We start from the raw sequence: 20648 nt of genomic DNA on the forward strand, positions 1-20648 counted from the left end.
CGCTACTGTTGTTTTGCCAGAATCTGCAGCGTCTTGTCGTCTGATGCGCCGGCGTAAAACTTGTCGAGCACCCGCTGAAAAACCGGGTGGGCTTGCAGGTTTGCAAACAGCGTCATCGAGGATTTGAGCTTCATATCGTCGGGGCTGCCGAGGATGCGGTAAGGGTCGTTCGACGGCAAATCAAGCAGAGCCTGGCTGATTTCCAGCAGGCGCGCGCCCAACACCGGATGCTGCAAAAACGCGGCGGCTTCGGCCCGGTCGCGCAACGCGTAGAACCGGGCGGTTTCGCTCAGGCCCAGGCCCTGAATCTGCGGAAAGATGTACCACATCCAATGCGTGCGCTTGCGGCCGCTGTTGATTTCGGCCAGGGCCGTCGGGTAAGACGCTTGCTGGGCGTCGAGAAAGCGTTGCAGGGAGTTTTCGCTGGGCATGAAGCAAAGGGCGGGTGAGCTCCGTTGAACGGAATTTTGCCGCTTACCGATGCCATTTCCTGGTGGCAACCGGCGCTTACGGCGTCGCCTTTCGCCGTGCTGTTCTCCGGCGCGCCGTAGCTTCGCCCCGGGGCGCGGCTCTACTCCCGGCTCTTCCTGTTTCGCATGAGAAAACGTTTCCTCTTCGGCCTGTTGGCCCTCCTGCCGGGCCTGGCCCTGGGCCAGCGCCGCCCCAAACCCAAGCCCGCCGCCCCGGCCAAAGCCGCCGCGGTGCCTTACTTCCAGCAGGAAGTCACCTATTCCATCGACGTGAAGCTCGACGACCGCGCCCACTACCTGCGCGGCCGCGAAGAGCTGACCTACCTCAACAACTCGCCCCAGGCGCTGAGCTTTATCTGGTTTCACCTGTGGCCCAACGCCTACCGCGACAACCACACGGCGTTTGGCCAGGAGCAGCAGCGCCACGGCAGCCGCAAGTTTTTGTTTGCCAAAGCCCAGGACCGGGGCTTCATCGACAGCCTTGGCTTCGTGGTGAACGGGCAGGCGGCCAAGCTCGAATTCGACCCCCAGAACCCCGACATTGCCAAGCTGGTGCTGCCGCAGGCGCTGGCGCCGGGCGCGTCGGCCACCATCGCCACGCCGTTTCGGGTGAAGCTGCCGGGGTCGTTTTCGCGCCTCGGCCACGTGGGGCAGAGCTACCAGATTTCGCAGTGGTACCCCAAGCCGGCGGTGCTGGACCGGCGCGGCTGGCACCCCATCCCTTACCTCAGCCAGGGCGAGTTTTACTCCGAATACGGCTCCTTCGACGTAAGCATCACCCTGCCCAGCAACTACACGGTGGGGGCCACCGGCGTGCTCCAAAACCCCGACGAGCAGGCCCGCATGGCCACCCTGGCCACTGCCTCGGCCCAGAAGAAAACGGCCGATGATTTCGGCAAGGACGTGGCCTTCCCGGCCTCGGCGCCCACCACCAAAACCCTGCGCTACAAGCAGGACCGGGTGCACGATTTCGCCTGGTTTGCCGACAAGCGCTTCAACGTGCTGCGCGACTCGGTGCAGTTGCCTTCGGGGCGCGTGGTTTCGACGTGGGTGCTGTTTACCAACCGCCAGGCAGTGAAGTGGATAAAGGGCCTGCAGGACGTGAACGACGCCGTGCGGAACTACTCGAAGTGGGTGGGCGACTACCCCTACGCCAGCGCCACGGCCGTGGACGGCGCCCTCTCGGCTGGCAGCGGCATGGAATACCCCATGGTGACCGTGACCGAGCCCGAGGCCATTGTGCACGAGGTGGGCCACAACTGGTTTTACGGCATTTTGGGCTCGAATGAGCGCGACTTTCCGTGGATGGACGAGGGCATGAACTCCTACTACCAGATTCGGGTGGAGTCGCTGACGGACCCGCAGGCCGGCATGCTGGCCGCCCTGCAAAAGGCAAAGCCCGTGGCCAACGCCTTCGGGCTGGAAAACCTGCCCGGCCCGGCCCTGAGCCTGCTGCCCTACCAGGCGCTGGCCACGCGCGGGCTGGCGCAGCCGGTGCACGGCCCCACCTCGGCCGACTACACGCAGGTGAACTACGCGGCCACGGTGTACGAGAAAACGGCCGTGTCGATGAAGTACCTGGCGGGCTACCTGGGGCAGGAGAAATTCGACGCCGCCATGCAGCTGTACTACTCGCGCTGGCAGTTCAAGCACCCCTATCCGGAAGACATGCAGGCCGTGTTTGAGGAAAGCACCGGGCAAAAGCTGGGCTGGTTTTTCCGGGATTTTCTGGGCACGGCGCAGCCCTACGATGCCGACATCAGCGCGCTGGCCGTGTTCAATGACGTGGTGAAGGTGCTGGTGCGCACCGATTCTTCGGTGCCGTGGGCCGTGCCCGTGTCCACCGTCGACGCCCAGAACAACGTGCTCGAAACGCTCTGGACGCCGCCCTTCGGCAACACCGACCCCAACGCCGACGAAGAAGTAACGAGCCAGCTCAACTTCAAGCGCGAAAACGTGGCCGCCGTGGTGGTGGACGCCGGCTACCTCACCCCGCAGCTTAACCGCCGCAACGACCGCCTCAAAATTGAAAGCGGCCCTCTTGACCGCTCCGAGCCGCTGCGCCTGCGTCCGCTCTTCAGCGTGGAGCGTTGGGACAAGGCCACCGTGAACTGGCTGCCCGTGCTCGGCGCCAACACCTCCGACAAGCTGATGCTGGGAGCCGCGTTCTACAACAACCCGCTGGCGCCCAAGAAGCTGCAGTACCTGCTCATGCCCATGTACAGCTTCAACCGCAACGAGCTGAACGGCATTGGGCGCATCCAACTCAACGCCCTGCCCCAGCGCGGCTCGCGCCAGTTCATCACGGCCCTCACCGTGCAGCGCTTCGAGCGCTATTTCAAGACCGAGCCCAGCTTCACGTTCATCTTGCCGCACCGGGTGGGCTACGTGCCCCAGCAGCAGGTGCAGGTGGCTTTTACTTCCGTCACTGACCAGGACCTGAGCCGCACCAGCAGCATCGTGACGGCCGACTACAACGTGCGCCACGAAAACGCCCTGCAGGCGTGGTCGGCCAACGTGGAGCTCAACCACCTGCTGGCCAGCGCCACCGAAAGCAACGACCGAGGCGCCCTCCTGCTGCGTGCCTCGGCCGCCTACCAGCGTTTCTACACCCAGAAGAAGCGCGTGCAGGTGCGCCTGTTCGGCGGCCGTTTTCTGCAAAGCGCGGCCCAGACCGATTTCGTGCTGGGTCTGAGCGGCAGCCCCGACTACCGCCGCCAAACCGCCTTCCTCGACCGCCAGCAGATTTCGCACGCCCTCACCGCCCAGGTGCACCAAACCGACAACCGCGACGGCGCCTTCAAGGCCTTTGTGCCCGTGGCCAGCCAGAAGTGGCTCAGCACCTTAAATGTGCAAGTCGACGTGCCTGCCCTGCCGCTGGCGGTGTTTGCCGACCTCGGCGCCACCAGCGAAAAGCAGTTTATGGGCGGCCGTGCCACGGCGCAGCGCCTGTTCTACGATGCCGGCGTGACGCTGCCGTTTGTCCGGAACATCTTCGAGGTGTACGTGCCCGTGGCCGGCTCGCAGTTCGCCAGCGGCCTGCCCGGCAGCCGTCAGGAATTCACCGACGGCATTCGCTTCGTGCTGAACCTGAACAAGCTGAGCCCCTTCCGCTTGCTGGATGAGAATTTGACGCGCTAGAATGTGGGTGCTTACGCGCCGGCGGCAACATCCAGAAACAGGTACAAGGACTTAATCAAGCCATTTTCGACCACCGCCACATCTGAGCCGGTTGCTACCGGTGGCGCTCCCGCGGCGCCCAGCCGCCACGATACGAGCTGCACCGGATGATTGGCCTGCGCGGGCTTGGTCAATGCAAACTGAAACTCGACGGGCCATTCGGCCTGCAGCGTGGTAATAAGCTCATTTATCGCCCGATGCCCGGAGATGGCCTCTGCCCCCTCCCGTTCGAAAAAAGCAATATCGGCAGCGTAAACGCCGTGCATGGCGGCCAAGCGCCGGTTGGCATTTCGGTCGTTCCAGATGATTAACAAGCTGTCTTCCAGAAGTTGGGCGGCATTCATAGTGGCTCGATTGAGTGACCTGCGTTTTATAACCGCAGCAATTTAGCCCAGCAACCGCCGCGGCCTTCCCCGATGCTTCCCAACGCTTCCCACTGAATCGAGTCGACCGTACCCGTGTCTCGCCCGACGCGGCCGCTACTTTTGCCCCATGCCCGCCGAAACCCCGATGTCCTGGCCGCGCCTGCTCTCGCAGCGCCGCTTCCCCGACCAACAGCTGCCGCCCGCCAGCGCCGCCCCCGTGCGCGGCGCCTTCGTGCAAGATTACGACCGGGTGGTGTTCAGCTCGGCCTTTCGGCGCTTGCAGCGCAAAACCCAGGTGATGCCGCTGCCCGAAACCGATTTCGTGCACACCCGCCTCACCCACTCGCTCGAAACCGCCGTGGTGGGCCGCTCGCTGGGCCGCCTCGCCGCCCGCCACCTCATGGAGGCCGACGCCGAGCTGGCCCGCCAGCTGCCCAACCTCGACCAGGACTGCGGCGACATTGTGGCCGCCGCCTGCCTGGCCCACGACATCGGCAACCCGCCCTTCGGCCACTCCGGCGAAGACGCCATCAGCAGCTACTTCCTGAGCGCGGCCGCCGCGCCGTACCTGGCGCGCCTCAGCCCGGCCGAGGTGGCCGACTTGCAGCATTTTGAAGGCAACGCGGCCGGCTTCCGCATCCTCACGCACACCTACGCGGCGCACAGCAGCGGCACCGCCGGGCTGGGCCTCACCTACGCCACGCTGGGCGCCTTCACCAAGTACCCGCGCCCCAGCCTCGTGCCCGACGATGCCCGCGTGGGCGGCGCCTCCGAGAAGAAATACGGCCATTTCCAGACCGAAAGCGCCCGCTTCCGGCACGTGGCCGCGGAGCTGGGCCTGCTGCCCAAAGACGTTGCCAACGGCTTCTACCACCGCCACCCGCTGGCCTTTCTGGTCGAAGCCGCCGACGACCTCTGCTACCGCATCATCGACTTTGAGGACGGCCTCAAGCTGGGCCTCATTGCCCCGGAAACCGGCCTGCCGCTGCTCAAACGCATGCTCAACGACCCGGCCGGCCGCGTGGGCAGCGTGCAGTGGCACGACTGGCGCGAGGAGCTGGGCTACGTCCGTGCCCGCCTCATTGGCAAGCTGGTGGCGGAGCTGGCCGCGCTTTTTGCCGCGCATGCCCCCGCCATCCTGCGCGGCGAGTACGACCAGTCCCTTATCAAGGAGCTGAGCTGCTGGGTCGATTTGCAGGAAGTGCAGCGCCTGAGCATCAACCAGCTCTACCGCAGCCGCCCGGTGCTGGAAATCGAAGCCGCCGGCTTTGAGGTGCTTGGCGGCTTGCTCGATGCGTTTCTCTGCGCGGTTTTTGATGCCAGCCAGGGCCACCGCAGCCGCAAGCTGCTCCTGCTGCTGCCCGAGCAGTTCCGCGCCGAAGGCCACCAGGCCCACGTGTCGGCCTACGAGAAAATCCTGCTGCTCACCGATTTTGTGGCCGGGATGACCGACCAGAACGCCCTGAGCTTATACAAAACCATCAAAGGAATTGACCTGCCGAAGGGATTCTAAAGCACGCAATTGTCGACAACTGACCTTATGACGGACTTCGAAAACCTGAAACAAACCACGCTACACGGCATGGGCGTTGATGCCCTGACGGTCGATTTCAAACGCAGCGCCCTCACCCTCCAACTCGGCATTTACAACGAAGACACCCGCAGCTATGATACGCTGACGCTGGCGTTTCAGGGTGTCGGCGAGCTCAACTTGGGGCCGCTCGACTTGTCCGCCAGCGCCCTCACCGAGCTTGACATCGACACCCACACCATCACGCCGAAAGGCGCGGCCCACGCCATTCGCTTCCAACTGCTCACCGGCCATGGGCAGGCGGGCACGGAATGGACTTTTACTTTCGAACAGGTTAAAATTAGCTAGCTGCCGGAGGCAACCGTTTCTCCTTCGTGCAGGGCGACCAAGTTGGCGAGCAGCGATTCCAGTAGCTTGCGCCCTTTCCACACCGATTTGAGCTTGGCGCGAATCTGCTCCGCGGTCTGCACGAACTCCTGCTCCTCGGCCTGCTCGTGCCCCTCAAAGGCCATGAGCTGCTCCACCATTGCCACTGTCATTTCGGGATGAAACTGCAGGCCGATGACGCCATCGCCCCACACGAAGCCCTGCGTGGCGCACCCCGCCGACATGCCCACCCGCATAGCGCCCGGCGGCACCGTGAATGTATCGAGGTGCCAGTGTAGCAAGGTGGCCTTCTCGGGCCACCCGCGCAGCAGTGGATGCGCCAAAGACTTTGCCGAAAACCGCACCGTCCAGAAGCCGATTTCGGGCGCGTGGTTGGGTTTTACCTCCGCCCCCAGCGCCTCGGCCACCAGCTGCGCCCCCAGGCAAATGGCCAGCGTGATTTTACCAGCACGGAGGGTTTCGTGAATGAAAGCTTTTTCGTTGCGAAGCCACGGCAGCCGGTCCTCGTCGTGCACGCTCATGGCGCCGCCCAGGAGTAGCAGGGCGTCGAAATCAGGCAGCACCGGAAATACCGGGTTGGATTCAAACAGCTTCGTGCACGTGAGCGTGTGGCCGTGTGCAGCCAGCCAGTCGGCCGCATGGCCGGGGCCTTCGTCGGGCATGTGTTGGAGGCAGTGCCAGCGCATGGTTGTTGTTATGGATGAGAAGGAAGAACGTCATGCTGCGCTTGGCGAAGCATCGCTACCGCCGAAGTAATTGATTTTACTCTCGTGGTAGCAATGCTTCGCCAAGCGCAGCATGACGTTCGGTTTTTCTGGTTTACCTACTGGGTTACTCCCACTCAATCGTCGCCGGCGGCTTGCTCGAAATGTCGTACACCACGCGGTTGATGCCGCGCACTTGGTTGATGATTTTGTTGCTTACCTCGGCCAGAAAATCGTAGGGAAGGTGCGCCCAGTCGGCGGTCATGCCGTCCACGCTGGTCACGGCGCGCAGGGCCACCACCCGCTCGTAGGTGCGCTCGTCGCCCATCACGCCCACACTTTGCACGGGCAGCAGCATGGCGCCGGCCTGCCACACGTGCTGGTACAGGTCGTGCTCCTTGAGCAGGTTGATGAACACGGCGTCGGCGCGCTGCAGCAGGTCCACTTTTTCGGGCGTGATGTCGCCGAGAATGCGGATGCCCAGGCCGGGGCCGGGGAAGGGGTGGCGGTTCAGGATTTCGCCGGGCAGGCCCAGGGCGGCGCCCACCTCGCGCACCTCGTCTTTGAAGAGCATGCGCAGCGGCTCCACCACTTTGAGGTGCATCTTCTCGGGCAGGCCGCCCACGTTGTGGTGGCTTTTGATGGTCACGGCCGGGCCTTTCACCGACACCGATTCAATAACGTCGGGGTAAATGGTGCCCTGGGCCAACCACGCCGCGCCTTGCACCTTGTGCGCCTCGCGGTCGAACACCTCGATGAAGGTGCGGCCAATGGCCTTGCGCTTGCCTTCCGGGTCGCTGATGCCGGCCAGGGCGGCGTAGAACTCGGGCGCGGCGTTCACGCCGGTCACGTTCAGGCCCAGGCCTTCGTAGGCTTTCAGCACGGTTTCGAACTCGTCTTTGCGCAGCAGGCCATTATCCACGAAAATGCCGTGCAGGCGCGGGCCGATGGCGCGGTGCAGCAGCAGGGCCGCCACGCTGCTGTCCACGCCGCCGGAGAGGCCCAGAATCACCTGGTCGTCGGGGCCGATGGTGTGTTGCAGGGCCGTCACGGCCGAATCCACGAAGTGGTCGGGGGTCCAGCTTTGGCTGCACTGGCAGATGTTCACCACAAAGTTGGCCAGCAGCTGCTTGCCTTCGGTGGAGTGCGTCACCTCGGGGTGAAACTGGATGCCGTAGGTGTCCTGCCCTTCGATTTTGAAGGCGGCCACGGCCACTTCCGGCGTGCTGGCAATGATGTCGTAGCCAGCGGGCAAGGTCTGGATGGTGTCGCCGTGCGACATCCACACCTGCGAGCCGGCGTGCATGCCCGTCAGCAGCGGCGAGGCGTTGTTCAATTCGGCCAGCCGGGCACGGCCGTACTCGCGGATGGTGGCCGGCAGCACCTCGCCCCCGCCCTGCTGGGCCAGCAGCTGCGCGCCGTAGCACACGCCCAGCACCGGCACGTGGCCGAGCAGGTGGCTCAGGTCGGGGTTGGGGGCGCCTTCTTCCCGCACCGAACAGGGCGAGCCGGAAAGAATAACGCCCCGAATATCGTCGCTGATGACGAGGTTCGGGGCGTGGGTGTAGGGGTGAATTTCGCAGAACACGTGCAATTCGCGAATGCGCCGGGCTATCAATTGCGTGTACTGCGAGCCGAAATCCAGAATGATAAGTCGTTCCATGCCGCAAAGCTACTCACGGCGGCAAACGTAATACCACACCCCGGGCAACATTGCGCCCCGCGCCCAGAAGCCGCGCGTACGTAACTTGCCGGCTCACCCCTCATTTTCTCACTTCACCCACCGCCATGAAAAGAATCTTACTCTTGTTTGCCCTCACCAGCAGCCTTGCGGCGCAGGCCCAAGTCGTCACCGTTTCCGTGGGCACCAGCGGCTCCGCGCTGAGTCCCTTCAACAGCACCCAGGCCAACAGCGTCTACGAGGCCATCTACAAGCAAACCCAACTCAACCTGGCCGGCACCATCACTCGCGTGGCCTTTGAGAAGAACAGCGGCGCCTTTCAGTCGCCGCTCACGCGCACCGTCATTTACATGAAGCACACCACGGCCACCGTCTTCACGGCCGGCACCCTCGACACCACGGGGTATCAGCGCGTGTGGGCGGGTGCGTTTACCAACAACGGCACCACCGGCTACCAGGAAGTGGTGCTGAACACGCCCTTCGTCTATAACAACACCGGCAACCTCTCGTTGCTGGTGGTCCGCAACGGTGGCAGCACGGGCACCACGCTGTGGAACTACAACTTCATGGGCACCAACATTGCCCGGCGCAACACCTCCGGCGCCGCCATTTCCAACACCACGGCCCTGGCCACCAGCGACGCCCTGCTGAACCTACGCCTGACCTTTGGCACGGCCTCGGCCACACGTAGCGCCGCCGCGCTCCTGGCCGACGTGTACCCCAATCCGGCCACGGCGGCGTGCCGCGTCCAACTGCCCAACGGCCAGCCTGCCAGCTACCAGCTCACCGACATGCTTGGGCGCACCGTGCGCGGCACCACCCGCCTGCTGCCGGCCGCCGACGGCACCGCCACCCTGCCCTTGGCCGACGTGCCGGCCGGCCACTACCTGCTGCGCCTCACGCAGGGCGCCGAAACCGCGGTGCAGCGCCTCGTGCGGGAATAAAGACGGACCTACGCGAAACTCTATTCGCTGCTTAATCAGCTTCCTACGGCGGATAAGCCGTAAAAAAGCCCCTTCCTGTTTCATCTGACGCAATCCGTGCGTATCTTTGCAGCGGCAAGTCAGAACGACCAGCTCCTGCTGAACTCCCCCAGGACCGGAAGGTAGCAAGGGTAGGTGGTTGTAGCGGTGCGATTTTGGCTTGCTTTTTTTTGCCTTTTCCAGTCGGCCCCGGCGCTGCTCTGTTCCGCAATTTGGCGGGCCAATGAGTAGCTTTGGGGCCGATTCTTTTTCACGGCCTGAGAGATTTGCGGTAGTGGAAACTTGGTTTTTGGCCAGGAATCCTCTTTTGACCGCCACCCCTAAGCCCCAGTCCCCTAAGACCTTATCATGAAATTCTTCATCGACACCGCCAACCTCGACGACATCCGCGAAGCCGTGGAGCTGGGCGTGCTGGACGGCGTGACCACCAATCCCTCGCTGATGGCCAAAGAAGGCATCCGCGGCCTCGACAACGTGATGGCGCACTACCGCCAGATTTGCGAGCTGGTGGACGGCGACGTGTCTGCCGAGGTCATTGCCACCGATTTCGACGGCATCATTCGCGAAGGCGAGGCGCTGGCCGAGCTGCACCCCAACATCGTGGTGAAGGTGCCCATGATTAAAGAAGGCGTAAAGGCTATCAAGTACTTCGCCGACAAAGGAATCAAAACCAACTGCACCCTGATTTTCACGGCCGGGCAGGCCCTGCTGGCGGCCAAAGCCGGCGCTACCTACGTGTCGCCCTTCGTGGGCCGCCTCGACGACATCGGCCACGACGGCCTGCAGCTCATTGAGCAGATTGTGCAGATTTTCAGCAACTACGGCTACCCCACCGAAGTGCTGGCCGCCTCCGTACGCCACGTGCCGCACCTCATCCAGTGCGCCGAGATTGGCGCCGACGTGGTGACCTGCCCGCTCAACGTCATCACCGGCCTGCTCAACCACCCGCTGACGGACAAGGGCTTGGCCACGTTCCTGGCCGACCACAAGAAGGTCAATTCTTAATGTGCTGATTTTTTGATGTGCTGATGCGCTTGCCTTTGCTGGCAATGAAACTCAGCACATCAGCACATCAATCAATTAACACATCACCGACATGTACATCATCAAAGTAAAGGGCAAGGCCAAAATTCCGGACTACATCCAGCTGCGGGATGAGGCGTTTGTGCTCATCGCCTATTTCCGGGCCGACCGGCCGCTGAAGGACCTGCACCGCTACGGCCTGGAGGGCAAAGAAAATGAGCTGGCCGCCGTGATTTCGGGCCTGGAATTTGGCAAATTGCAGCCGTTGAGCTTGTAGCTGTATGATTGAAAACGTGATTGAGCTGCACGACGCCACCATCATGCAGGAGCAGCAGGCCGTGCTGCAGGGCGTGACGTTCGCGCTGGAAAAAGGCTCCTTTGCCTATTTGGTGGGCCGCACCGGCTCGGGCAAGTCGTCGCTGCTGAAAACCCTGTACGCCGACCTGCCCCTGCAGAGCGGCATGGGCACGGTGGCGGGCTTCCCGCTGGCAAAGCTGCCGGCCAGCAAGGTGCCGTATCTGCGCCGGCGGCTGGGCATTGTGTTCCAGGACTTTCAGCTGCTGTCGGACCGCACCGTAGCCGAAAATCTTTTGTTCGTGCTCAACGCCACGGGCTGGAAGGGCAAGGCCAAAAAGCAGCAGCGCGTGAGCGATGTGCTGACCCAGGTGGGCCTCAACGGCGCGGCCAACCGCATGCCGCACCGCCTCTCGGGCGGCGAGCAGCAGCGCGTGGTCATTGCCCGGGCCATGCTGAACGAGCCGGTGCTACTGCTGGCCGACGAGCCCACCGGCAACCTCGACCCGGACGTGTCGGACAGCATCATGCGGCTATTTGCCGAGATTAATAATGCCGGCACGGCCATTCTGATGGCTACGCACAATTTCCAGCTGCTCGAAAAATACCCGCACCGCGTGCTGACCTGCAAAGACGGCGAATTGCTGGATTCGGCCCGCCCGCCGCAGTAATCGACCGGCCCGCGCCCGTTCGCTGCCACGCCTCTGCTCATCTCCCCTTTCCCCTGCCATGACCGAAGGCTTGTCGGTACTAATTCCGGTGTACAACTGGGAAGTGGGTGCGCTGGTGAATTCGCTTCGGGCGCAGCGGCCCGACTGGCCCGGCCCGGTCGAAATTCTGCTGCTTGACGACGGCTCGCGGCCGGAATTTCGCGCGGCCAATCGGCTGCTTGGCGCGCACGCGGGGGTGCAGTACCAGGAACTGCCCCTCAACGTGGGCCGCGCCGCCATCCGCAACCAGCTGGCAGCCGCCGCGCAGCACGAATGGCTGCTGCTGCTTGACAACGACAGCTCATTGCCGGACAGCCGGTTTCTGGCGCGCTACGCCGCGGCCCGCGCGCAGGCGCCGGTGCTCATTGGGGGCACCAGCTACCGGGCCGCGCCGCCGGCCGACCCCGCCCTGCGCCTGCGCTGGCTGTATGGGCAGACCCGGGAGGCGCGGGCGGCTTCCGAGCGCCGAGCGCAGCCCTACCAGCAGCTGACCGTCAACAACGCGTTGATTCAAGCCGACGTATTCCGGCAATACCCGCTCGACGAACAGCTGACGGGCTACGGGCACGAAGACACGCAGTTCGGCGAGGCGCTGGCCGTGGCCGGAGTGCCGGTGCGCCACCTCGACAACCCCGTGCTGCACGAAGGGCTGGAACCGGCCGCGGTTTTCCTGCATAAAAGCGAACAGGCGGTGCGCAACCTCGCCCAGGTACATCGGCAACAAGGCTTGGGTACCGACTCCCGCCTGTTGCAAACGGCCCTGCGCCTGCAGCGGCTGCACCTGGCCAGGGCGGCCCGGGCAGCCTTGGCCGCGGCAGCGCCGACACTGCGCCGCCAGCTGCTGACGGCGGCCCCCAGCCTGCGCCTTTTCGACCTGCTGAAACTGCACTGGCTGCTGCGCGAGCTGGCCTGAGTTTGCCCAGTATCTTTGGCGGCCCCGTTTGCTGCGCCGCTTTGATACTTCCCGCCCCGCCCGCCCCCATTCACCTGCTCGATTTGGCCGCCGAGCACGCCGCCCTGCAACCGGCCCTCGACGAGGCCTTGCGCGAGGTGCTGGCGTCGGCGGCGTTTATTCAGGGGCCGGCGGTGGCCACGTTTGCGGCCGAGCTGGGCGAGTACCTGGGCGGCGCTCACGTCGTGCCCTGCGCCAACGGCACCGACGCCCTCACGCTGGCCCTCATGAGCCTGGAACTGCCTGCGGGAGCCGAAGTCATTGTGCCGGCCTTCACCTACGTGGCCACGCTGGAAGCAGCGGCATTGCTGGGCCTGAAACCCGTGCTGGTTGACGTGCGGCCCGATACCTTCAACATCGACCCGACGGCGGTGGAAGCCGCCCTTACGCCGCGCACGGGCGCCGTCGTGGCGGTGCACTTATTCGGGCAATGTGCCGATTTGGAGGCCTTGAAAGTTATTTCCACGCGTCACGGCGTGGCCCTGATTGAGGACAATGCTCAGGCCATTGGCGCCACGTTTCGGTTTGCCAGCGGCGAGACGGCATTTGCCGGCGCGGTGGGCGAAGTGGGCACGACCTCCTTTTTCCCTTCCAAAAACCTGGGCTGCCTCGGCGACGGCGGCGCCCTGCTCACCCGCGACACCGCCCGCGCCGCCCTGCTCCGGCAGCTGGCCAACCACGGCCAGAGCCGGAAATACCACCACCAGCATATCGGCCTCAACTCCCGCCTCGACACGCTGCAAGCGGCCCTGCTGCGCATAAAGCTGCGGCAGTTGCCCGCAAACACCACCGCCCGCCAAGCCGTGGCCGCCCGCTACGATGCGGCCCTGGCCGGCATGCCGGCCCTCACCATTCCGGCCCGCGACCCGCGCAGCACGCACGTTTTTCACCAGTACACCATTCAGGTAAACGAACCCGAACGACGCAACGAGTTGCAGCATTTCCTCAGCGGCTGCGGCGTGCCGACTATGATATACTACCCTTTGCCCGTGCACGCGCAGCCGGCGTACGCCTACCTGGGCTACCGGGCGGGGCAGTTTCCCGTTGCGGAGCGGCTGTGCGAGGCGGTGCTGTCACTGCCCATTCACCCGTTGCTGACGAGGGAGCAGCAGGAATATATTATCGGCTGCGTTAAGTCGTTTATGGGTTGAGTAAGACCTAATGAAAAGATACCAGCGCATGTATTTGCTCTACCTATTAGTGGTCATTGGGCTTTTCTTTCTAGGTTGGTTTGGGTTTCGGTATCTATTTTCTTTTTGGTGCTGAGGCGCAATTATTCACGCAGATTTGCGTAGCCTTTGCGGCTCAAATTCTTCGCTTTTGATGAGTAATAATTCTGGTGCTTCCGTTCGCTTCGCCATTAGCGGCGTGGGCCACATTGGCCGCCGCCACGCGGCGCTGGTTTCGCGCCACGACGGAGCCGAACTGGCAGCCCTGATTGACATCCGCACCGACCTGCAGCCCGGCCTGGCGACGGAGTTTCCGGGCGTGCCCTTTTTCACCTCGCTCGAAGCATACCTGCAAACCGGCCCCGCGGCCGACGTCCTCACCGTGGCCACGCCCAACGGCCTGCACGCCCCGCAGGCGGTGGCCGGCCTGCGCCACGGCCTGCACGTGGTCATCGAAAAGCCCATTGCCCTGCACAAGGCCGATGCCGAAACCATCGTGCACACGGCCCTGCAAACCGGCCGGTTGGTGTTTGGGGTGATGCAGAACCGCTACTCGCCCCCGGCCGCCTGGCTCAAGCAGATAGTGGACGAGGGGCGGCTGGGCCAGGTGTTTCTGGTGCAGCTGAACTGCTTCTGGAACCGCGACGCGCGCTACTACCGCCCCGGCGGCTGGAAAGGCACGCAGGCCCTCGACGGTGGCACGCTCTTCACCCAGTTCAGCCATTTCGTCGATTTGCTGTACTGGGTGTTTGGCGACATCACCAACATTGCGGCCCGCTTCCGCGACTTCACCCACGCGGGCCTGACCGAGTTTGAAGACAGCGGCCTCGTCACCTTCGACCTCGTGCGCGGCGGCAGCGGCACGCTCAGCTACAGCACCGCCGTGTGGGACCGCAACCTCGAAAGCTCCCTTACCGTGGTGGCCGAGCGCGGCAGCCTGCGCATCGCCGGCCAGTACATGGACAAGGTGGACTACTGCCACATTGAAGGCTACCACATGCCGGAATTACCCGCCACTAATCCCGCCAATAATTACGGCGCCTTCCAGGGCTCGGCCGCCAACCACGTGCAGGTCATCGAAAACGTGGTGGACACGGTGCAGCGCCGCAGCTTTGCCACAACGAATGCGCTAGAGGGGTTGAAAGTGGTGGAAATTATTGAGCGGATTTATGCGCTGCGGTGAACTGCGGCATCCACTGGTTAGTTTCACTCGCCGCCCCCCTGCTGCAATGCTGATTACCCGACTTCTCCTCGGCCTCCTAACCACACTGTCTTTCGACCTGTTGGGGGCTCATCCGTCCGGCGCGGCAATGCATAAAAACGTAGCCGCGTCCCCGCGCAGTCAACTTGACGGCTTGACTACGGACGCCCAGGTTTTGCAGTTTGTTAATCAGTCGCTTCAAGAGTCATACGGCTCGCAGTATCAGGCATTTTACTTATTGGAATTGCCGGTCACTGCCAGCAAGCAACCGTTTTTGCTCACCAAGCCCAGCACAGAACACCTCGGTCGGCGTCAGCAAGGCTCAACCACGGAAACCTATGTGCAATCGGTGAGCGCGGCCCAACTGGTGGATTGCAGCGGCGCGCGCAGCTGTTTTGGTGCTCGTCCGCTGAAGAGTTGGCTGAAAGCCGACTTTGACAGCAACGGCCGTAACGACCTGCTGGTGTACGGCCACCTGAAAGGCGGCTCGAAGGCAGCTTTTTGTTTCATGGACCAAGGCGTAGCGGGCATTAAGAACGTGCTCATCGACGGCGAATACGGCTCTCCCTGCTATTTACTGAACGCGGTGCAGGTGCGCGGGCGCGTCGCTATCCAGCGCGCTCAGCAAAGCAGCACGTGGTCGGCGGCCACGCAAAGCGTAGCCTTGCAGTGCCAATTGGATACGCTAGTCTTTGCCCAAACCCGCTTCATTCCCTACAACGCCCATCCGAGCCGGCACGATTTTCAGAAGCTTGTCTTTAGCACCACGCGATGCTACGGCCGGTGCCCGGTTTTTCAGGTAGAGATTGACCGCAACCGCCTAGCCCGATACGAAGCCATTGAATTTCCATCCAAGACCGGAGTCCTAAAGACTACCATCGACCTAAAATCGCACCAAGAGCTGTGGGTGCTGTTGGGCTACATCAATTTCATGCAAATCCCCGATAATCAGCACCACCTGAACATCGACCTGTCCACTTACACCTTGGCCGTGACGGACGCGGCTGGCCACACCAAGACCGTCCAAGACTCCGACCTTAGCCGAAACCCCGGGCTGCGGCAGGTTTTCGACCTGTTGCTGCGGCTGCCCGACACCCAGTCGTGGAAGTGATGCGCGGGGGCGCCGGCCCTACTTTTTCGCGTCCACGAAATTCTGCACCGAATACGCCACCCCGAGGGTGAGGCCCTGCGAAAATTGCACCGCGCCGTCTTGGTCGTAGTCGTAGAGGGCAATGCCGTTGAGGGCCACGTTCACGTACTTGCCCACTTTGGCGGTGAGGCCCACGTCGAGGCGGTGGTCGATTTCCTGGGGGTTGATGTTTCTGTAGTTGGCAAACAGCAGGTAACGCGCTTTCAGGTTGACGTTGGGGCTGATGTTGCGGTCGAGTTCGGCCAGAATTTGGGCAGCCAGGATTTCCCAGCGCGTGCTGTGGCCGGGGTTCACGCCGTAGGGCGTGTCGCCGAGGACGTCCACAAACCTGTCGGCGCGGTTCACGACGGTCAGGCGGGGCGCAAAGGGCGCCAAGCGCAAGTGGAAATAGGGAGCGGGGCGGTACTCGAACCCATAGGCGGCGGTGAGAAACGCCGGCGCAAAAAAATCGGACACCTGCCGGGCGCGCTCGTCGCCGTTGGCATCCTTATCGTACTTGTAGCCGGGGGCAAACTGCGAAAGCAGGTTCAGCGACACGAACATGTCCCACTTTGTGCTCATGGCCCAGCCGTATTTGGTGTCGAGGTAAAGCCGGTCCTGGCCTTTGCGGTAGCCCAGGCCCTTGGTTTGGGAAAAGGCGAAGAGGAAATCGGCTTCGTTGTCGAAGCTGTGAGCGCCGCTTTTGCGGTTGGCGCGGGCGTTGGCCAGGGCGTTGAAGCCGATGGTGTTGACGCCGCCGCCGCGCCAGTTGCTGCTCAGCAGGGCCTCGTTCAGCCCCAGGCCGGTTTTGAGCGACTTGCGCCAAAGCGGGTCGGGCGCGGGCGCCGTGGGCGCGGGGTCCGGAATGACGGTGGGCGTGGTTTGGGCCCGCACCGATAGGGTGCCGCACAGGGCGACCAGCGGCAGGAGAAGACGTGTTTTCATGAATGCAGGAGTGAGTGTGGCGGCAAAGTAAGCTTGGCCATACAGAAAGCAGTATCCGGCCGCGGACCGGTGCCGATAACGGAGTCTATTTTTATACGTAGTAACTGCACTATTCTTTTGAGTAGCAATATGCGTTGCGCATCGGGGCAGGGTTTGCTTCGGGCCCGAAGCCGGTCGCCGCCCTGCTTGCCGTTCTTAAACATTCGCCCCATGGCTTTGCATCAACTCGTGTATCAAAGCCAGGCGCTGGTGCCCTTCGAGCCGCGGGAATTGTCGGCGCTGTTGGAGCAAGCGAGGCGCTACAACCGGGAGCATGGCATCACGGGGCTGTTGCTGCTCACGCCCGACGGGCGGTTTGTGCAAGCACTGGAAGGCGAGTACGACGCGGTGCGCCACCTCTATCACAACCGCATTGCCTTGGACCCGCGCCATTTCAACTGCCAGGTGCTGGGCGAGGCGGCCAACCGCAAACGCGTGTTCGGGGGGTGGTCGATGGGGTTCCGGCCGGCGCAACCCGCCGACCTGCGCCGCCTGCTGAGCCCCGTGCCCCCCGATACGCCGGCGCTGCTCATCCCGCGGCCCCACACGTGCCCCGAATTGCTGGCGATTCTACACGATTTTGTGGCCTGGGGCGAAACGGCTGCCGAATTGGAGCAGCCGCTTTAGCACGCCAGCGCCAGGAGTTTACCGAGGGCAGGACTGTTGGGAAATTTCCGAAGGTGCACGTGCCAGCCCGCGAACTGCACCGTTCGCGCTGCTGTCTTGGTATCTTTACCCCGATGCCTTCCCGCCCTGCTTCCGACGTTTTTTCTGCCCCCACGGCGCCCGCTGCCGCGCCTGCCTCCTTCCTCGCCACCGTGGCCCGCGAGCTGCTGGACCGCTACGGCTCCGGCCCGCTCGATGAGCTGTCCGACATTGTGGTGGTGGTGCCCACGCGCCGCGCCGTGGTGTATTTGAAGAACGAACTGGCCGTGAACCTGCCCGTGGGCGCCCCGCTGTGGGCCCCGCGCGTGGCCGCCATGGAAGACTACATGGTGGAGCTGGCCGGCGTGCAGGTGGAAGAGCCCATTGCCCTGCAGCTGCTGCTCTACGACATCCTCAAACGCATTGACCCGCACCTCGATTTCGACCAGTTTGTGGGCTGGGCCGGGCTGCTGCTGAGCGACTTCTCCAACCTCGACCAGAACCTGGCCCCCACCCGCAAGGTGTTCGAATACCTGAGCCAGGCCAAGGCCCTGGAGCGCTGGGACCTCGAAGCCCTGCCCGAGAAAAGCCGCGCCGCCGCGCACTCCTTCAGCTTCTGGGACCAGTTGGAGCAAGTGTACCGCGAACTGCAGCGGCGCATGAAAGCCAACCACCTCGCCTACCCCGGCCTGGCCTACCGCCTGGCCGTGGAGAAGCTGGAAAAAACCATCCAGGACCCGGCGGCGCCCGAAGTAGCCCGCCACGTGTTCGTGGGCCTCGGCAACTTGTCGCGCTCCGAAGAGAAGCTCATTCGCTTGCTCCTCACCGCCGGGCGGGCCGAAGTGCGCTTCGACGCCGACCCGTTTTACCTCGAAAAAGACTCGCCCAACCGCGCCGGCCAGCACCTGCGCCGCTACTTTGAGAAGTGGCAGCTGCCACTCGACAACTTTGGCGGCGGCGTGGAGTGGCTGCGCGGCCGGCCCCGGCACGTGCGCTACCTCGGCGTGGCCAACCCCAGCATGCAGGGCAAGCTGGCCGGCCAGCTCCTGGCCGAAGCCCGCCGCCAATACCCCGACGCCACCGTGGCCGTGGTGCTGCCCGACGAAACCCTGCTCCTGCCGGTGCTGCACGGCCTGCCGCCCGACGAGGTGCCCGACTACAACGTGACCATGGGCCTGAGCTTTCAGGCCACGCCGCTGTTCAATTTGGTCGATTTGCTGTTTGAGGTGCACCTCACCGGCATCCGCGAGGGCAGCCCCGAAACCGGCTACGGCGTGCCGCGCTACCATCACCTGGCCGTCACCAAGCTACTCAGCCACCCCTTCCTACGCCGCTACCAGCAGTGGCAGGACCGCCAGGCCGACGAGCCCCAGTACCACGGCGTGCTCGACCAGATTTGCCGCGAAATCGTGCGCCTCAACGCCGTGCTGCTGCCGGCCGAGGAGCTGCTGCGGCTCGGCGCGCATCATCCCATCGTGGAGGCGTTGTTCAAAACCTGGGATAACTGCGACGACATCATTGCCGCCTGCAACACGCTCATCGACTTGCTGAAACGGGTGTACGCCGACCAGCAGGGCGGCATCGAGGCCGAATACCTCTACCTGTTTTATACGCTCGTCAAGCAGCTCGACTCGGCCTTCGACTGCCGCGAGCAGCGGCTGTCGGTGCGCTCGTTCCGCCGGTTTTTGTACGAGCAGATGGGCCGCACCCGCCTGCCCTTTTCCGGCGAGCCCCTGGCCGAAGTGCAGGTGATGGGCTTGCTGGAAACCCGGGCGCTGGATTTCGACCACCTCATCATCCTCAGCTGCAACGAAGGCGTGCTGCCGGCGCCCAAAAAGCAGCAGTCGCTCTTCCCCTACGACGTCCTCACCGAGTTTAAGCTGCCCACCTACGCCGACGCCGAGGCCATTACGGCGTACAATTTCTGGCGCCTGCTCCAGCGCGCCCAGCGCGTCGACCTGGTGCACGTGCTGCCCGGCGCCGAGGGCATGAAAAGCGGCGAGCGCAGCCGCTTCCTGCTGCAGCTGGAAAACGACCTGCTGCCCCAAAACCCGCAGCTCACGCTGGAAGACCTGACGGTCTCGGTGGCCGGCCCGGACGCCGAAGTGGGCGCCAATCCTTACGAAGGCGACCTCATTCTGGAAAAGGACCCCGAGATGCTGGCCGCCCTGCGCGGCGTGCTGGAACGCAACATTTCGCCCTCGCGCCTCAACGATTTTCTGGCCTGCTCGCTGCGCTTCTATTTCTCGAAAGTGGCCCGCTTCCACGAAAACGACGCCGTGGAGGAAACTCTGGAAGCCAGCAGCTTCGGCACCATGGTGCACGAGGCCTTGGAAAACCTCATGCAGCCCTTCGCCCAGGAGGCGCGCTCCATCACGGCCGACGACATTCCGGAGCTCATCCGGCAGGCCCCGCACGAAGTGCAAAAGGCCCTGCGCCAGGAAGAAACCGAAAAGCACGCCCGCGCCGACGAAGGCCTCAACCACGTGTACGGCCAGGTGGCCACGCGCCTCATGGTGCGCCTGCTCGAAAGCCTGACCGAGCAGCCCGGCCTGCTGCCCATCCGCTTGTTTGGGTTGGAAAAGGAATTGGCGGCCACCGTCTTCGTGGATGTGCCGGGCCAGCCGGAGCCGCTGGCCGTGCGCCTGTTCGGCTTCGCCGACCGCGTGGACGAGCTGCCCGACGGCCGCCTGCGCGTGGTCGACTACAAATCGGGCCTGGTGAAGCGCAACGACCTGCAGCTGCGCGGCTACCGCGACCGCCTCAGCCCCGCCGAAGCCACCGAGCGCCTGCTGCTCGAAGCCTCCTCCAGTGCCGACAAAGTGCGCCAGCTCTGGCTCTACCGCCTCATGCTGGCCCACACCGCCCAGCGCGAAACGGCCGAAACCGCCATCCTCTCCCTGCGCAACATCGACGAAGGCCTGCTCTCCGCCGACCTCAGCTTCATCACCGACGGCGGTCAGGAGTTCGTGGCCGCGTCCGAAGAACTGGTGCGTAAAATTGTGCTGCGCATCCTCGACCCCACCGAGCCCATCCGCAAAACCGACGACTTCACCAAGTGCGAGCATTGCCCCTACAAGGGCATTTGCGCCCGGTAGTGCTTTCTGTTTTGTCAGCCTGAGCTGTCGCGAATCAAGCGAGGTCGAAGGTCCTTCTCATCAAAGAACAACTTGCAACAGGTAAAGCAGGCGTGAGAAAGTCCTTCGCTCACCTCAGGCTGACAGTCTCCTTTCTCATTTA

At 63.6% G+C, this 20648-nt stretch carries 18 protein-coding genes and 1 other RNA gene; 14 read left to right on the forward strand and 5 right to left on the reverse strand.

Annotated elements, in window-relative coordinates; genetic code table 11:
- Nucleotides 1-2 precede the first annotated feature (2 nt).
- Nucleotides 3-431, reverse strand: a complete 429-nt coding sequence (locus JAO73_RS12915) for a DUF1810 domain-containing protein (RefSeq protein ID WP_198977428.1) — start codon at nucleotides 429-431, stop codon at nucleotides 3-5.
- Between the two features lie 165 nt (nucleotides 432-596).
- Between JAO73_RS12915 and JAO73_RS12920 the strand changes: the two genes are divergently transcribed.
- The gene (locus JAO73_RS12920; RefSeq protein ID WP_198977429.1) at nucleotides 597-3611 is read left to right on the forward strand and encodes a M1 family metallopeptidase; all 3015 of its coding nucleotides are present in this window, start codon (nucleotides 597-599) and stop codon (nucleotides 3609-3611) included.
- Nucleotides 3612-3622: 11 nt separating this feature from the next.
- Here the strand turns inward: JAO73_RS12920 and JAO73_RS12925 are convergent, their stop codons facing one another.
- Complete coding sequence (locus JAO73_RS12925; protein WP_198977430.1) at nucleotides 3623-3994, reverse strand: nuclear transport factor 2 family protein; 372 nt, start codon at nucleotides 3992-3994, stop codon at nucleotides 3623-3625.
- A 148-nt stretch (nucleotides 3995-4142) separates the two neighbouring features.
- Here JAO73_RS12925 and dgt point away from each other — a divergent pair, with 148 nt between their 5' ends.
- Both dgt and JAO73_RS12935 read left to right on the forward strand, forming a co-directional pair.
- Nucleotides 4143-5528 carry a dGTP triphosphohydrolase gene (dgt, locus tag JAO73_RS12930; protein WP_198977431.1) on the forward strand — a complete coding sequence of 462 codons (1386 nt, stop codon included), beginning with the start codon at nucleotides 4143-4145 and terminating at the stop codon, nucleotides 5526-5528.
- A 27-nt stretch (nucleotides 5529-5555) separates the two neighbouring features.
- Nucleotides 5556-5894, forward strand: a complete 339-nt coding sequence (locus JAO73_RS12935) for a hypothetical protein (RefSeq protein WP_198977432.1) — start codon at nucleotides 5556-5558, stop codon at nucleotides 5892-5894.
- Here JAO73_RS12935 and JAO73_RS12940 read toward each other — a convergent pair.
- Nucleotides 5891-6595 (reverse strand): type 1 glutamine amidotransferase, encoded by a 705-nt coding sequence (locus JAO73_RS12940; protein WP_198977433.1) that lies wholly within the window; start codon nucleotides 6593-6595, stop codon nucleotides 5891-5893. The two genes, JAO73_RS12935 and JAO73_RS12940, sit on opposite strands and share 4 nt — an antisense overlap.
- A 169-nt stretch (nucleotides 6596-6764) precedes the next feature.
- Nucleotides 6765-8300 carry a glutamine-hydrolyzing GMP synthase gene (guaA, locus tag JAO73_RS12945; RefSeq protein WP_198977434.1) on the reverse strand — a complete coding sequence of 512 codons (1536 nt, stop codon included), beginning with the start codon at nucleotides 8298-8300 and terminating at the stop codon, nucleotides 6765-6767.
- A 125-nt stretch (nucleotides 8301-8425) separates the two neighbouring features.
- Here guaA and JAO73_RS12950 point away from each other — a divergent pair, with 125 nt between their 5' ends.
- From JAO73_RS12950 to JAO73_RS12990, 9 genes are all read left to right on the forward strand, one after another.
- On the forward strand, nucleotides 8426-9262 hold the full coding sequence (locus JAO73_RS12950) for a T9SS type A sorting domain-containing protein (RefSeq protein ID WP_198977435.1): 837 nt from the start codon (nucleotides 8426-8428) through the stop codon (nucleotides 9260-9262).
- 111 nt (nucleotides 9263-9373) lie between these two features.
- Nucleotides 9374-9471, forward strand: an RNA gene (gene ffs / locus JAO73_RS12955) — signal recognition particle sRNA small type.
- Between the two features lie 178 nt (nucleotides 9472-9649).
- Entirely contained in the window at nucleotides 9650-10306 is a 657-nt protein-coding gene (gene fsa / locus JAO73_RS12960; RefSeq protein ID WP_198977436.1) for a fructose-6-phosphate aldolase, read from the forward strand.
- A 91-nt stretch (nucleotides 10307-10397) separates the two neighbouring features.
- Complete coding sequence (locus JAO73_RS12965) at nucleotides 10398-10601, forward strand: fructose-6-phosphate aldolase (RefSeq protein ID WP_190922019.1); 204 nt, start codon at nucleotides 10398-10400, stop codon at nucleotides 10599-10601.
- A gap of 4 nt (nucleotides 10602-10605) precedes the next feature.
- Complete coding sequence (locus tag JAO73_RS12970; RefSeq protein ID WP_198977437.1) at nucleotides 10606-11289, forward strand: cell division ATP-binding protein FtsE; 684 nt, start codon at nucleotides 10606-10608, stop codon at nucleotides 11287-11289.
- 58 nt (nucleotides 11290-11347) lie between these two features.
- Entirely contained in the window at nucleotides 11348-12241 is an 894-nt protein-coding gene (locus JAO73_RS12975) for a glycosyltransferase family 2 protein (RefSeq protein ID WP_198977438.1), read from the forward strand.
- A gap of 41 nt (nucleotides 12242-12282) precedes the next feature.
- Complete coding sequence (locus JAO73_RS12980; protein WP_233169189.1) at nucleotides 12283-13431, forward strand: DegT/DnrJ/EryC1/StrS family aminotransferase; 1149 nt, start codon at nucleotides 12283-12285, stop codon at nucleotides 13429-13431.
- A gap of 172 nt (nucleotides 13432-13603) precedes the next feature.
- A complete protein-coding gene (locus JAO73_RS12985; protein WP_198977439.1) occupies nucleotides 13604-14632 on the forward strand; it encodes a Gfo/Idh/MocA family protein in 1029 nt (342 codons plus the stop codon).
- 46 nt (nucleotides 14633-14678) lie between these two features.
- A complete protein-coding gene (locus JAO73_RS12990; RefSeq protein WP_198977440.1) occupies nucleotides 14679-15761 on the forward strand; it encodes a DUF6438 domain-containing protein in 1083 nt (360 codons plus the stop codon).
- An 18-nt stretch (nucleotides 15762-15779) separates the two neighbouring features.
- Here JAO73_RS12990 and JAO73_RS12995 read toward each other — a convergent pair whose 3' ends face one another.
- Nucleotides 15780-16724, reverse strand: coding sequence for a DUF3078 domain-containing protein (locus tag JAO73_RS12995; protein WP_198977441.1), 945 nt, complete (start codon nucleotides 16722-16724; stop codon nucleotides 15780-15782).
- A gap of 210 nt (nucleotides 16725-16934) precedes the next feature.
- Here JAO73_RS12995 and JAO73_RS13000 point away from each other — a divergent pair, with 210 nt between their 5' ends.
- On the forward strand, nucleotides 16935-17390 hold the full coding sequence (locus JAO73_RS13000) for a BLUF domain-containing protein (protein WP_190922012.1): 456 nt from the start codon (nucleotides 16935-16937) through the stop codon (nucleotides 17388-17390).
- A gap of 113 nt (nucleotides 17391-17503) precedes the next feature.
- A complete protein-coding gene (locus JAO73_RS13005; RefSeq protein ID WP_198977442.1) occupies nucleotides 17504-20506 on the forward strand; it encodes a PD-(D/E)XK nuclease family protein in 3003 nt (1000 codons plus the stop codon).
- Nucleotides 20507-20648: the final 142 nt, after the last annotated feature.

It is taken from the genome of Hymenobacter miniatus (assembly GCF_016427455.1).
Taxonomy (GTDB): Bacteria; Bacteroidota; Bacteroidia; order Cytophagales; family Hymenobacteraceae; genus Hymenobacter; species Hymenobacter armeniacus.

Coding starts and splice junctions, on each gene's coding strand:
- JAO73_RS12915 (WP_198977428.1), bottom strand. CDS start 431: ATGCCCAGCGAAAACTCCCTGCAACGCTTTCTCGACGCCCAGCAAGCG.
- JAO73_RS12920 (WP_198977429.1), top strand. CDS start 597: ATGAGAAAACGTTTCCTCTTCGGCCTGTTGGCCCTCCTGCCGGGCCTG.
- JAO73_RS12925 (WP_198977430.1), bottom strand. CDS start 3,994: ATGAATGCCGCCCAACTTCTGGAAGACAGCTTGTTAATCATCTGGAAC.
- dgt (WP_198977431.1), top strand. CDS start 4,143: ATGCCCGCCGAAACCCCGATGTCCTGGCCGCGCCTGCTCTCGCAGCGC.
- JAO73_RS12935 (WP_198977432.1), top strand. CDS start 5,556: ATGACGGACTTCGAAAACCTGAAACAAACCACGCTACACGGCATGGGC.
- JAO73_RS12940 (WP_198977433.1), bottom strand. CDS start 6,595: ATGCCCGACGAAGGCCCCGGCCATGCGGCCGACTGGCTGGCTGCACAC.
- guaA (WP_198977434.1), bottom strand. CDS start 8,300: ATGGAACGACTTATCATTCTGGATTTCGGCTCGCAGTACACGCAATTG.
- JAO73_RS12950 (WP_198977435.1), top strand. CDS start 8,426: ATGAAAAGAATCTTACTCTTGTTTGCCCTCACCAGCAGCCTTGCGGCG.
- fsa (WP_198977436.1), top strand. CDS start 9,650: ATGAAATTCTTCATCGACACCGCCAACCTCGACGACATCCGCGAAGCC.
- JAO73_RS12965 (WP_190922019.1), top strand. CDS start 10,398: ATGTACATCATCAAAGTAAAGGGCAAGGCCAAAATTCCGGACTACATC.
- JAO73_RS12970 (WP_198977437.1), top strand. CDS start 10,606: ATGATTGAAAACGTGATTGAGCTGCACGACGCCACCATCATGCAGGAG.
- JAO73_RS12975 (WP_198977438.1), top strand. CDS start 11,348: ATGACCGAAGGCTTGTCGGTACTAATTCCGGTGTACAACTGGGAAGTG.
- JAO73_RS12985 (WP_198977439.1), top strand. CDS start 13,604: ATGAGTAATAATTCTGGTGCTTCCGTTCGCTTCGCCATTAGCGGCGTG.
- JAO73_RS12990 (WP_198977440.1), top strand. CDS start 14,679: ATGCTGATTACCCGACTTCTCCTCGGCCTCCTAACCACACTGTCTTTC.
- JAO73_RS12995 (WP_198977441.1), bottom strand. CDS start 16,724: ATGAAAACACGTCTTCTCCTGCCGCTGGTCGCCCTGTGCGGCACCCTA.
- JAO73_RS13000 (WP_190922012.1), top strand. CDS start 16,935: ATGGCTTTGCATCAACTCGTGTATCAAAGCCAGGCGCTGGTGCCCTTC.
- JAO73_RS13005 (WP_198977442.1), top strand. CDS start 17,504: ATGCCTTCCCGCCCTGCTTCCGACGTTTTTTCTGCCCCCACGGCGCCC.